General features: G+C 49.9%; 10 protein-coding genes. 7 read left to right on the top strand and 3 right to left on the bottom strand.

Features of this window, described 5'->3' with window-relative positions:
* Window positions 1–9: 9 nt before the first annotated feature.
* The 3 genes from yidC to rpmH are packed head-to-tail and all read right to left on the bottom strand — an operon-like array spanning window position 10 to window position 2,253.
* Window positions 10–1,683, bottom strand: a complete 1,674-nt coding sequence (gene yidC / locus QJT81_00545; GenBank protein ID WGZ94507.1) for a membrane protein insertase YidC — start codon at window positions 1,681–1,683, stop codon at window positions 10–12.
* A 26-nt stretch (window positions 1,684–1,709) separates the two neighbouring features.
* Window positions 1,710–2,114 (bottom strand): ribonuclease P protein component, encoded by a 405-nt coding sequence (gene rnpA / locus QJT81_00540; protein WGZ94506.1) that lies wholly within the window; start codon window positions 2,112–2,114, stop codon window positions 1,710–1,712.
* Window positions 2,115–2,118: 4 nt separating this feature from the next.
* Window positions 2,119–2,253, bottom strand: coding sequence for a 50S ribosomal protein L34 (rpmH, locus tag QJT81_00535; protein ID WGZ94505.1), 135 nt, complete (start codon window positions 2,251–2,253; stop codon window positions 2,119–2,121).
* Between the two features lie 234 nt (window positions 2,254–2,487).
* Between rpmH and dnaA the strand changes: the two genes are divergently transcribed.
* From dnaA to QJT81_00500, 7 genes are all read left to right on the top strand, one after another.
* Window positions 2,488–3,876, top strand: a complete 1,389-nt coding sequence (gene dnaA / locus QJT81_00530; GenBank protein WGZ94504.1) for a chromosomal replication initiator protein DnaA — start codon at window positions 2,488–2,490, stop codon at window positions 3,874–3,876.
* A 221-nt stretch (window positions 3,877–4,097) separates the two neighbouring features.
* On the top strand, window positions 4,098–5,207 hold the full coding sequence (gene dnaN, locus QJT81_00525; protein WGZ94503.1) for a DNA polymerase III subunit beta: 1,110 nt from the start codon (window positions 4,098–4,100) through the stop codon (window positions 5,205–5,207).
* 18 nt (window positions 5,208–5,225) lie between these two features.
* Window positions 5,226–6,323 carry a DNA replication and repair protein RecF gene (gene recF / locus QJT81_00520; GenBank protein ID WGZ94502.1) on the top strand — a complete coding sequence of 366 codons (1,098 nt, stop codon included), beginning with the start codon at window positions 5,226–5,228 and terminating at the stop codon, window positions 6,321–6,323.
* A gap of 34 nt (window positions 6,324–6,357) precedes the next feature.
* Window positions 6,358–8,793, top strand: a complete 2,436-nt coding sequence (gyrB, locus tag QJT81_00515) for a DNA topoisomerase (ATP-hydrolyzing) subunit B (protein ID WGZ94501.1) — start codon at window positions 6,358–6,360, stop codon at window positions 8,791–8,793.
* An 8-nt stretch (window positions 8,794–8,801) separates the two neighbouring features.
* Window positions 8,802–10,841 carry a M3 family metallopeptidase gene (locus tag QJT81_00510; GenBank protein WGZ94500.1) on the top strand — a complete coding sequence of 680 codons (2,040 nt, stop codon included), beginning with the start codon at window positions 8,802–8,804 and terminating at the stop codon, window positions 10,839–10,841.
* Window positions 10,838–11,602 (top strand): exodeoxyribonuclease III, encoded by a 765-nt coding sequence (gene xth / locus QJT81_00505; protein ID WGZ94499.1) that lies wholly within the window; start codon window positions 10,838–10,840, stop codon window positions 11,600–11,602. The genes QJT81_00510 and xth overlap by 4 nt, the downstream gene beginning before the upstream one ends.
* Window positions 11,602–12,105, top strand: a complete 504-nt coding sequence (locus QJT81_00500) for a hypothetical protein (protein WGZ94498.1) — start codon at window positions 11,602–11,604, stop codon at window positions 12,103–12,105. Before xth ends, QJT81_00500 begins: the two co-directional genes overlap by 1 nt.
* Window positions 12,106–12,115: the final 10 nt, after the last annotated feature.

Here is a 12,115-nt window from a genome sequence, read left to right as displayed (position 1 = left end):
ATTAACCTCTTAGGCGTGTCCCACAATTTTCTTATTGATGAACCATTGCTGGGCAATCGACAATACGTTATTGACCACCCAGTACAGCACCAGACCCGCCGGGAACCACAGGAACATGACCGTGAAAATAATCGGCATGAACTGGAAAATTTTCTGCTGCATCGGGTCAGCCGGTGGCGGGTTAAGTTTTTGCTGTACCCACATTGATGCACCCATAATGAGTGGCAATACAAAGTACGGATCCATAATCGACAAATCTTTGTACCACAGCAACCATGGTGCTTGGCGCAATTCCACGCTTTCCAACAGTACCCAATACAAGCCCATGAACACCGGAATCTGGATCAAAATCGGCAAACAACCACCTAACGGGTTAATCTTTTCTTTGCGGTAAATGTCCATCATGGCTTTTTGCTTGCCCTGTGGATCATTTGCGTAACGCTCGTTAATTTCTTTGAGCTTCGGCGATACCGCTTTCATTTTCGCCATCGACTTGTAACTCATTGCCGATGGATAAAAGAACGCCAGTTTGATCAAGATCGTGAGGAAGATAATCGTCCAACCCCAATTGCCAACAACGCCATGAATCATCTGCATCAGCCAGAAAATCGGCTTGGAAATGAAGGCAAAAATACCGTAATCCACGGTTAAATCCAGCCCTGTGGCAATGCTTTCCAGCATGTCTTGGTCTTTAGGCCCGACATAGAAACCGGTTTTGAATACCCCCGTTGCGCCCGGCGCAATTTGCTGAACAGCACTGCGCATCCCTAACACATAGCCTTTCACGCCTTGGTTTTGGCTTACCATGCTGTAGTACTGGGTTTCTTGGTCTTGCTGCGGAATCCAGGCACTCAGAAAGTAATGCTCCTGCATCGCCACCCAGCCACCATTCACGGTTTCATTGACTGGCTTTTCATCCAAATCGTCAAATGACAGCTTGGTGTATTTGCCGTCGTGGAAATACGCCCCGCCAACATAGGCTTGCACCCCGCTCAACAGGCTACCCGCATTTGCCGCGTAACCGTGCTTCAATTGACGGTATTCGGTGCCGCTCCAGATGCTAGTGGATTGGTTGTTAACTTCGTGTTCAACGTTAACCAGAAAACTACCGCGTTTAAAGACAAAGCGCTTGGTGACGGTTACGCCATTTGCCCCTTGCCAAGTTAACGGCACGATCAACTCATTCTGTCCCTCAGCCAAGGTGTACTCGGTTTGAGCAGCGCTGTAGATCGCGAGATGATCCGGCGCGAGGGATTTAGCATCAATCCCCTCCGCCACTTGATGTTGTAACCCGGATTGCGCCACGTAATTGCGCCCATTCAAATCCAGAATTTTAACCGGCTTATCCGGCGTATCCAGGCTGACAGGGTAAGTAGGCAAATCGGTTTCTAAAATTTCACCACCACGGGTATTAATGCGTAACACCAGTGTATCGGTACGCACGGTCAGGGTTTGACCCACGCCATTATCCGCAGCCGGTACAGGCGCTACTTGCCCCGGTATTGCAGCCACACTGCTTTGCACGGGAACTTCTTGAGCCGCGCCATCAACGCTGGCAGGAGCAGTCACACTACTGGCGGCCGCGACTGGGGGTTTGGGTGCATGATCCTGTTGCCATGTTGTCCAAATCAGGAACAGCATGAAAAGCAGGGTGAGATACAGGAAGGGACGTTGCGAATCCATGGGTAAAGCAATCCGGTTATTGACGGTTAGGGTAGGGCAGTCTCATTGGGGTTGCCCAGACCGGCAGAGTATAGCTTGTGCAGGCGCAACCATAAACCTTCCAGTTGCTGGAAAATATCGGTATTGCTCATATTCAGGACATCCGTGCGACACATGATAACCAGATCAACCGCCGGAAGCCTTGCCTGATGCTGGCGAAAACTTTCCCGTACCAGTCGCCGGATACGATTGCGTTCATGTGCACGCCGTAACGCTTTCTTAGCAATCGCCATGCCTAAACGCGGAAAGCCGACCGTGTTAGCGGCGGCTCTGGCATTCAGACCATTAACGTGCAGGCGTTTACCTTGCTGGAATACCCGCTGGAACTCAACCCCGCGAGTCAGGCGAACCTCACGCGGAAAGCCTGTTATTCCTGACAGACCTGCATCCAAAATCTTATGGAATCAGGCGTGCACGGCCTTTGGCACGACGCGCACTCAATACTTTACGACCATCAGCGGTCGCCATGCGAGCGCGGAAACCGTGAGTACGGGCGCGGTGGATTTTGCTCGGTTGGAAGGTTCTTTTCATGACAAGTCACCAGATTAATTCATTAAGTCAATCACTGTGCGCACCACAAAAAAATTTCCGGTTCACGTACAGCTAAAAAGGTGAGGCACATTAAGGGATTGCATGGATTTTGTCAACACTACCATCAACAAGTGTGCGTAGCTTGTGCTTGTGGATAACTCTGGAGGACGTCTATAATTGCCCTCCCAACACTGTGCTTTCCACCCGTTTCAACCACCTTGGAACCGCTTTCTTATGCTCTGGCAACAATGTTTACAGCAACTCGAACAGGAAGTCCCTGATAGCGAAATCAACACCTGGCTACGTGCTTTGCACGCAGTTGAAAAGCGTCAGGCATTGTATTTATTAGCCCCTAATACCATTGTCCTGCAACAGGTTCACGAACACTATTTGCCGCGTATCTTATTTCATGCTCGTATTCTCACCGGGGATAATGAATTTGATGTATTGTTGCAGATTGGTTCATCTGTGCCAGCCCCGCCGCCGGTATCACCACAGCCGCTCACTAACCAACATCAACACCCGTCACCGACGCCACCAGCACAGCCCTATAGTAAAGCGTGGAACCCAACACAACCCGCACCAGTCAGCGAACGTTTTGCCAATGCACTGAATCCCCGCATGACCTTTGCTAATTTTGTGGAAGGCAAATCCAACCAACTGGCATGTGCAGCGTCACAACAAGTCGGTGACCATGCAGATACCACTTACAACCCGTTATTTATCTACGGCGGCGTTGGCTTGGGCAAAACTCACCTCATGCACGCTATTGGTAACCGGATTCTGGAACGCGAACCGGGTGCACGTGTCATTTATGTATATGCAGAACGTTTCGTTAATGACATGATTTCCGCCATTCGTAACTCACGTATGGAAGAATTCAAACAACATTACCGTAGCCTTGATGCCTTGCTGATTGACGATATTCAGTTTTTTGCGGGCAAAGACCGCTCCATGGAAGAGTTCTTCCATACCTTTAATGCGCTGCTCGAAGGTCAAAAGCGTATTATTCTTGCCAGTGATAAATTCCCACGCGATCTTGACGGTATTGAAGACCGTCTCAAAACCCGTTTTAACTGGGGTTTAACGGTACAAATTGAATCCCCCGACTTAGAAACCCGTGTCGCTATCTTACGCAAAAAAGCCGAAGATGCCGGGCTACGTTTACCCAATGACGTGAGCTTTTTCATTGGTAAGCGTTTCCATTCCAATATCCGTGACTTGGAAGGTGCACTGCAACGGGTGATCGCCAGTATGCGCCTCAAGTGCATTACCCAAGTAACCATGGACTTTGTACAAAATGCTTTGCGTGATCAATTAGCCAGCCAAGACAAAATGGTCTCGATGGCAAATATCAAAAAAGTGGTAGCACAGTACTACAATATTCGGATAACCGACATGGATGCCAAAAGCCGCAACCGTTCAGTGGCACGTCCACGTCAGATTGCAATGGCGCTTTCCAAAGAACTCACCAATCACAGCTTACCGGAAATTGGCGATGAATTTGGAGGGCGCGACCACACCACTGTGCTGCACGCTTGCCGCAAGGTGGCAGAGTTACGCGAATCGGATCCTAAGCTGGAAGAGGAATTCCGCATCCTATTTCGGACGCTAACAAGCTGAGGATAACTACCCCGATAACTCACAGGATAGCCTGTGGATAAACAGTGTATGGAAAAGTATCCACAGGATACTGACAACTTGGAGGGGAAATAGACCACAAGCTTATCCCTGTGGATAAGTGCCTTTCGAGGCATGGAAATCAGCTAGATAGCAAGGTTATCCACATTTGGTCACTTCCTTTATTATGATGACTATTCTTTAAGATTTAAGATATATAAGTAATGAGACTGACCCAAACACGTGAACATCTGCTCGAATCCCTCCAAGCTACGTTGGGAGCCATCGAGAAACGGCATACTTCCCCTATTCTGGAAAATGTGTTGCTACGTATCCAAGGTAGCCAATCATTCTGGCGTGGAACCGATTTGGAATTAGAAATTGCCACTCACGCACCCATCATGGATGGTGTAGATGGTGAGATCACTTTACCTGCCCGCAAACTCGCAGATATTTGTAAATCCCTCCCTGCTGAAAGCATTGTTAATATAGAAGTGCAGGAAGATAAACGTGCACGTGTAACCGCAGGACGTAGCCGGTTTGAGCTTGCAACCTTGCCCGCCAGTGAGTTTCCCGAATTGGAAGACATCGGTGATGTGCATACCTTGGAATTACCTGAAAGTGTCTTGAAACACTTATTGGAAGCAGCCTCTTTTGCCATGGCAAATCAGGATGTGCGTTATTACCTCAACGGTTTATTGTTGGAAGTCAACCCGGATGGGGTACGTACTGTTGCTACGGATGGACACCGGTTAGCCCTGTGTTTTCATACGGCTGAGATGCCCGGTGTCGAACAAAGCCGTCAGTTGATTATTCCACGTAAAGGGGTTTTGGAATTATCACGACTGCTGCGTAGCGATTGCCAAGTACCTGTACAGGTACAGAGCAGCCAAAACCATTTGCGGGTACAACTGGATAATTTACGCTTCACCACTAAACTGGTGGACGGGCGCTACCCTGATTACCGGGCTGCGGTTCCCGGTGGTGGGCAAATTCAAGTTGATCTGGATCGTAAAGCCTTCAAAGACATGTTGAGTCGGGTTGCGATTCTTTCCAATGAAAAATTCCGTGGCGTGCGCTTATCCTTAAGTGAAAACTTATTGCAGGTGCAAGCACATAACCCGGAACAGGAAATCGCTACCGATGAGTTGGATGTGCAGTACACTGGTAATGATTTCAGTATCGGTTTTAACGTTACCTATTTATTAGATGCGGTAAACCATCTGGAGGGGCAAACCCTGCGCCTGCACTGCAATTCCCCTGAAAGCAGTGTATTGCTCACCGACCCTGAGGATGAAAGCGTGCGCAATGTCATTATGCCGATTCGTCTGTAAGCCCCGGTACGCAGGCGAATGTGGTTAAGCCGTGTCAGCGTCGACTATTGCCGTGTGGTTACTCATGCCGAGCTGAGCTTGGCGGAACGGGTCAATGTGCTGTACGGTGACAATGCTTCGGGCAAATCCAGCGTGCTGGAAGCCTTGAGTGTATTGTCACGTGGGCGTTCGTTTCGCACCCCGCGCATTGCCGAATTGATTAGTCGCGGGGAAACCGAACTCACTGTCGCTGCCACCGTAGAAAACGGTTTGTCCGGGGCGCGTTACCCTTTGGGTATCAGCAAAAGTATGACGGATACCCGCATTCGTATTAACCACGCCGATGTACCTCAGCAAGCCGAACTCAGCAGCCACGTTCCCCTCACCTTAATTCACCCCAGTTCGGTGGAATTGGTTACGGGTAGTCCAACGGCGCGGCGGGCATTTCTCGATTGGATTGCGTTTTACCGTTTTGCGGATTTCAATATGGCATGGCGGCAATACCAGCGGGTGTTGAAGCAGCGCAATACCTGCTTACGTGATCCACGTCAGCGTCAAGCATTGCTGCAATGGACACAGCAGCTCATTAGTCTGCAAGCCGTATTATACCGTTATCGTGTGAGTGCATTAGCGGCCTTGCAGGAGGCTTTGCAGAATACCGCAGAACTTTTAGCTGTATTGGGAACACCACAACTACACCTTAGCAGTGGTTTTCCACAGGGGGTTGATGTGGAGGATGAAACGACTCTGCAACAGTTTTTCCGTGATAAAGCGGAGCAGGAACTTAAACAAGGTTTCAGTCTCTACGGTGCACACCGTGCTGACTTGCACATCATGTTGGATACGATTCCCGCTGTGCGGGTCGCTTCTCGTGGGCAACTTAAAATACTTACCGTGAGTTTATTATTAGCTCAAAGCTATGCAATTGCGGAGACTGGCACAAAACGCGGTATAATCGCCATCGACGACTTGGCAGCAGAACTGGATGAGCAAAATCAGCAAGCGTTATACAATACGCTGCACACAACACAGCAACAGTTGCTAATCACCGGCACACATCACCAACCGCTGAAAAATTGGGTGGCAGATGCCAAGGTGTTTCACGTGAAACACGGGCAAGTGTTTGCCAGCGCGTAACCACCGAATCACAGCAGTAAATAATGGAAACGATATGACTGAACCAACACCTGTACCACCAACCTACGATTCCTCGAATATTAAAGTACTTAAAGGTTTGGAAGCGGTGCGCAAACGCCCCGGCATGTACATCGGCGACACCGATGATGGCACGGGTTTGCACCACATGGTATTTGAGGTCGTGGATAACTCCATCGATGAAGCCCTCGCGGGTTACTGTAAAGAAGTCAAAGTGGAATTGTTCAGTGATGGCTCGGTGAAAGTCTCGGATGATGGGCGTGGTATTCCTGTTGATTTACACGAAGAGGAAGGTCGTTCTGCTGCTGAAGTCATTATGACCGTGTTACATGCAGGCGGTAAGTTTGATGATAACTCTTACAAAGTGTCGGGCGGTTTGCACGGTGTGGGTATCTCGGTAGTGAATGCCCTTTCCTCCAATCTGGAATTAACGATTCGCCGCAACGGTAAGTTGTATCAGCAGATGTATAAGCTGGGTGATCCGGTTGCGCCACTGGCGATTATTGGTGATACCGAAGGTACAGGGACATCTGTGCGTTTCTGGCCGAGCGCCGAGATTTTCGCACTGACCGAATTCCATTACGACATTTTAGCGAAACGCTTGCGCGAACTATCCTTTTTAAACTCTGGGGTTCGCATCCACTTGATCGATCGTCGCGGGGAAGGCCGTGAAGACATTTTTGAATACGAAGGTGGGATTAAAGCCTTTGTTGCCCACTTGAACCGCAACAAAGCACCGATCCACAATAATATTATTTACTTCACCACCGAACGCGATGACGTGGGTGTGGAAGTCGCCTTGCAGTGGAACGATTCGTATCAGGAAAACATTTTCTGCTACACCAACAATATCCCGCAGCGCGATGGTGGTTCGCACTTGTCCGGCTTCCGCGCTGCCCTCACCCGCACCCTGAACAGCTATATTGAGAGTGCTGGATTAGCCAAAAAAGAGAAAGTGAGTCCTAACGGTGATGATGCCCGCGAAGGTTTGACTGCTGTATTGTCCGTCAAAGTGCCGGACCCGAAATTTTCCTCACAAACCAAAGACAAGTTGGTGTCGTCTGAAGTCAAAGGCATTGTTGAGGCGGCTATGAATGAGCGTCTGACCGAGTTTTTGCTGGAAAGCCCCACTGAAGCCAAATTGATTGCAGGCAAGATGATCGAAGCGGCGCGGGCACGTGAAGCAGCCCGTAAAGCGCGTGAAATGACCCGCCGTAAGGGAGCCTTAGACATTGCCGGTTTGCCGGGGAAATTGGCGGACTGCCAAGAAAAAGACCCTGCCCTCTCCGAATTGTTCTTGGTGGAAGGGGACTCCGCAGGTGGGTCTGCCAAGCAAGGGCGTGACCGCCGCACCCAAGCTATCCTGCCGCTCAAAGGTAAAATTCTCAATGTGGAACGCGCCCGTTTTGACAAGATGATCAGTTCCCAAGAGGTCGGCACATTGATCATTGCCTTAGGTTGCGGGATTGGGCGTGAAGAATACAATATCGACAAATTGCGTTATCACCGCATTATTATTATGACGGATGCGGACGTGGACGGATCACACATCCGTACTTTGTTACTGACGTTCTTTTATCGGCAATTGCCGGAGTTGGTGGAACGCGGCTATATCTACATTGCACAACCGCCGTTGTACAAAGCCAAACGTGGCAAACAAGAGCAATACATCAAAGATGATAGTGAGATGGAACGTTACTTGCTGCAATTAGCTTTGGATGGTTCTAACCTGCACTTGGATGCACACTCCCCTGCCATCAGTGGCGAAGCCTTGGAAACGTTAGTGCGCCAGTACAATGCTGCCAAGCAAGTGATTGCCCGTTTGTCACGCCGTTACGACCGTAATCTGTTGGAAGCTTTGTTGTTTGAAAGCCTGCCTTCCACCGAGGAAGCGAGTAGCGTCACGGCTGAAGCGTTTGCGGCTTGGGTCAGCAACGCGGTTGCCACCTTAAATGCCGGGGATAATGGTGCCCGCACCTATTCCTCGGTATTACACAAAATTGACGATAGTGCATGGACATTGGATGTGAATCGCCGCCAGCACGGTTTAGACCATCGGATTACACTGGATCGCGATTTTTTCCTGATGCCTGAAACCAAATTGCTCATCAAAACCAACCGCGAAATGGATGGCTTGCTTGGTGACGGTGCGGTGGTGATGCGGGGTGAACGTAAGCAGGAAGCACAGCGTTTCGACCAAGTGGTGGAATGGTTGATGAAGGAAGCAAACCGTGGTTTGCAGATCAGCCGTTACAAAGGTTTGGGTGAAATGAACCCCGAACAATTGTGGGACACTACCCTTAACCCAGAAAGCCGCCGCTTGATGCAAGTGCGTGTTGAAGACGCAATTGCTGCCGATGAGGTGTTTACCACGTTGATGGGTGATGAGGTTGAACCGCGTCGTGATTTCATCGAAAAGAATGCGTTGTCTGTTTCAAATCTGGACGTATGAGGTTTCACGTGAAACAAGAAAATCCATTACTGAATAACGATAAGTTACCACTGTTTTCTCTGATCAAACCGGAACACATTACCCCCGCGTTGGATGTGGTGTTGCAAGACAACCGTGCGTGGTTAGATCAAACCTTAGATAGTGAAACCCGTTTCACGTGGAACAATTTGGTTGCCCCCATGAACGAAGCGGGCAATCGTTTGGAGCGTATGTGGTCGCCTGTCAGCCACATGAACGCGGTGGTAAATACCGATGCACTGCGGAAAGCTTACAACGACAACCTTTCTCGCTTGAGTGATTACCATACCGAGCTTGGACAGAACACCAAGTTGTATCAAGCCATGCAGTCGATTCGTGCGAACGAAACAGGGTTGGATGCAGCGCAACAGAAGAGCTTAGATGACAGTTTGTTAGGTTTTACTTTATCCGGTGTAGCGTTGCCAGAGGCACAAAAAGAGCGGTTCCGTGAAATCAGCCAAGCGTTGTCGCAACTGACTTCACGCTTTTCCGACAATGTATTGGATGCAACCAATGCATGGACAAAGCAGGTTCTGGATGTGAACGAACTCGCGGGTTTGCCCGAATCCGCGTTGGAAATGGCGGCACAAACCGCTAAGCAGCGTGATATGGAAGGTTGGGTAATTACCCTACAATTCCCTTCCTACTTTCCGGTGATGACTTATGCTGACAATCGTGGATTGCGGGCGGACGTGTATCGGGCATACACCACCCGAGCCTCCGAACTCGGAGCGAATCTGGAGTGGGATAATTCGCACGTGATGCGTGACATCCTGCGTTTGCGTCAGGAAGAAGCCGCATTATTGGGTTACGCCAATTTCGCAGAACTCTCTCTCGCTACGAAGATGGCGGAAAGCCCGCAGCAAGTGCTGGACTTCCTTGAAGACCTTGCACATAAAGCCAAGCCGTTTGCGGAGGCTGAATTTGCCGATATTCAAACCTTTGCACGTGAACAGTTGGGACTGGCGGATGTACAAGCGTGGGATGTGGGTTATGTCAGTGAAAAAATGAAACAGGCGCGTTTCGACTTCAGCGAAGAAGATCTGAAACCCTACTTCCCTGCTGACCGTGTGATCAGCGGTTTGTTTACCTTGGTAGAGAAACTCTTTGGGGTACGCATCGAGCAGCAATCCGGTCACATTGATTTGTGGCATAACGACGTGCGTTTTTATTTGGTATACGACCGTACCGATACGGTACAGGCATGTTTCTACCTCGATTTATATGCCCGTCAGCACAAGCGCGGGGGGGCATGGATGAGCGATTTCTGCGGGCGTTTCCGCCGTGCCGATGGCTTGCAAATTCCGGTGGCGTTCATGACCTGTAATAGCAACGCACCTGTCGGTGACAAGCCTGCTCTGTTTACTCACGATGAAGTGGTGACGCTGTTCCACGAATTTGGACACGGTTTACACCACATGCTGACGCAAGTTGATTACCCCGACGTTGCGGGCATTAACGGCGTGGAATGGGATGCGGTCGAACTGCCAAGTCAGTTCATGGAAAACTGGTGTTGGGAGCGCAGTGTATTGGATATGATCGCGGCACATTGGGAAACAGGTGAACCCTTGCCGGAAAGTTTGTTTCAGAAAATGCAGGCAGCACGTCACTTTCAAACCGCGATGGCTACCGTGCGCCAACTGGAATTTGCGCTGTTTGACATGAAGCTGCATCTTGACCCACAAGCAGCCGAACCCGGCAAGGTGGAAGCGATTCGTCGTGAGGTGCTGGAACAGGTGGCGGTAATCAAGCCTCCTGCGTTCAACCGGATGCCGAACAGCTTTACGCATGTGTTTGCGGGGGGGTATGCAGCAGGCTATTACAGCTATAAGTGGGCGGAAGTATTGTCAGCAGATGCGTTTGCTCGTTTTGAGGAGGAAGGCTTGTTTGATGCGGGTGTGGGTGAGTCTTTCCTGAAAGAGGTGCTGCAAGTCGGTGGTTCGCGCAAAGCCATGGAATCATTTGTCGCCTTCCGTGGACGCAAGCCGTCAGTGGATGCATTGCTGCGTCACAGTGGTTTAATTGCATGAAAATAGCCACGTGGAACGTCAATTCATTGCGGGTACGCTTGCCTCACGTTTTGCAATGGCTGGCAGCAGCTCAGCCGGATGTGCTGGCGATTCAAGAAACCAAAACAGTGGATGAGCAATTTCCATTGGTCGAACTGCAAGCGGCGGGCTACGTCGCCGCGTTTGCCGGGCAGAAAACGTATAACGGAGTGGCAATCCTTAGCAAGTCCCCTGCTTCGGAAATCATTACCGATATTCCCGGTTTAGATGACCCACAGCGCCGCATTCTGGCAGCGACGATTGATGGTGTACGGGTAGTGAATTTATACGTGGTGAACGGCTCGGAAGTTGGGTCGGATAAATACGCTTACAAGCTTGATTGGCTGGCGAAAGTGACGACGTGGTTACGTCAACAGGCGGCACTTTACCCCAAACTCGTGGTACTGGGTGATTTTAACATCGCGCCCGAAGACCGTGATGTACATGACCCTGTGGCTTGGGGGGATGCTATCCTCTGTTCTCCTGCTGAACGCGCCGCATTGCAAGCGATTCAGGCATTAGGTTTACGTGATACTTTTCGTCAGTTTGAGCAACCAGACAAAAGCTTTAGCTGGTGGGATTACCGTGCTGGCGGGTTTCGGCGCAATCACGGTTTGCGGATTGATTTGATTCTTGCCAGCCAACCCTTAGCCGATGCTTGCCTCTCCTGTGTGATTGATCGTGAGCCGCGTACTTGGGAAAAGTCTTCCGACCATACCCCTGTCGTAGCAGAGTTTCGGTGATGATACGTTACTTACTGATTATGCTGTCAGTATTTGCGCTGACAATCGCAGGTAAGTTATGGCTAGATTCACGCAAGGATGCGGTCTTACCCATTGTTGAATTAAGCCTACAGCTACCTTGTGATTTGCATCAGGCTCCCTGTGTTGCCAGTGATTCACAAGGCCGCAGCCTGCGTGTTAGCATCAACCCCAACAGTATTCCCTTAATGGAAGAGCTGCTGGTGCAAGTAGAAACCAGTGGTTTACCTGAGGTGCAAAGCCTGCGTTTGACCGTTGAAGGGGTCAATATGTTCATGGGCTATCAATATGCGGATTTGCACGCCATTAGCCCAGAGCGGTTTCAAGGAAAGCTGATTCTGCCGGTGTGTACCTTGGAAAAGATGCAATGGTTAGCAACGTTGGAAGCATTAATCCCCTCCCTACAGGTACGGGTGAAAATTCCCTTCGAGACCATTAGTAACACATCTTTACCGCCGTTCAATCAAGACTTGATTAAAAAATAATCTACTTTGA

Origin of the sequence: Candidatus Thiothrix putei (assembly GCA_029972225.1) — a bacterium.
Classification (GTDB): Bacteria; Pseudomonadota; Gammaproteobacteria; order Thiotrichales; family Thiotrichaceae; genus Thiothrix; species Thiothrix putei.
Note: the sequence above shows the minus strand (reverse complement) of the source record. Positions and strands in the feature narration are given on the sequence as shown.

What these genes read in the sequence shown, in the direction of transcription:
- yidC (WGZ94507.1), bottom strand. Translation starts at nt 1,683, where the DNA reads ATGGATTCGCAACGTCCCTTCCTGTATCTCACCCTGCTTTTCATGCTG.
- rpmH (WGZ94505.1), bottom strand. Translation starts at nt 2,253, where the DNA reads ATGAAAAGAACCTTCCAACCGAGCAAAATCCACCGCGCCCGTACTCAC.
- dnaA (WGZ94504.1), top strand. Translation starts at nt 2,488, where the DNA reads ATGCTCTGGCAACAATGTTTACAGCAACTCGAACAGGAAGTCCCTGAT.
- dnaN (WGZ94503.1), top strand. Translation starts at nt 4,098, where the DNA reads ATGAGACTGACCCAAACACGTGAACATCTGCTCGAATCCCTCCAAGCT.
- recF (WGZ94502.1), top strand. Translation starts at nt 5,226, where the DNA reads ATGTGGTTAAGCCGTGTCAGCGTCGACTATTGCCGTGTGGTTACTCAT.
- gyrB (WGZ94501.1), top strand. Translation starts at nt 6,358, where the DNA reads ATGACTGAACCAACACCTGTACCACCAACCTACGATTCCTCGAATATT.
- xth (WGZ94499.1), top strand. Translation starts at nt 10,838, where the DNA reads ATGAAAATAGCCACGTGGAACGTCAATTCATTGCGGGTACGCTTGCCT.
- QJT81_00500 (WGZ94498.1), top strand. Translation starts at nt 11,602, where the DNA reads ATGATACGTTACTTACTGATTATGCTGTCAGTATTTGCGCTGACAATC.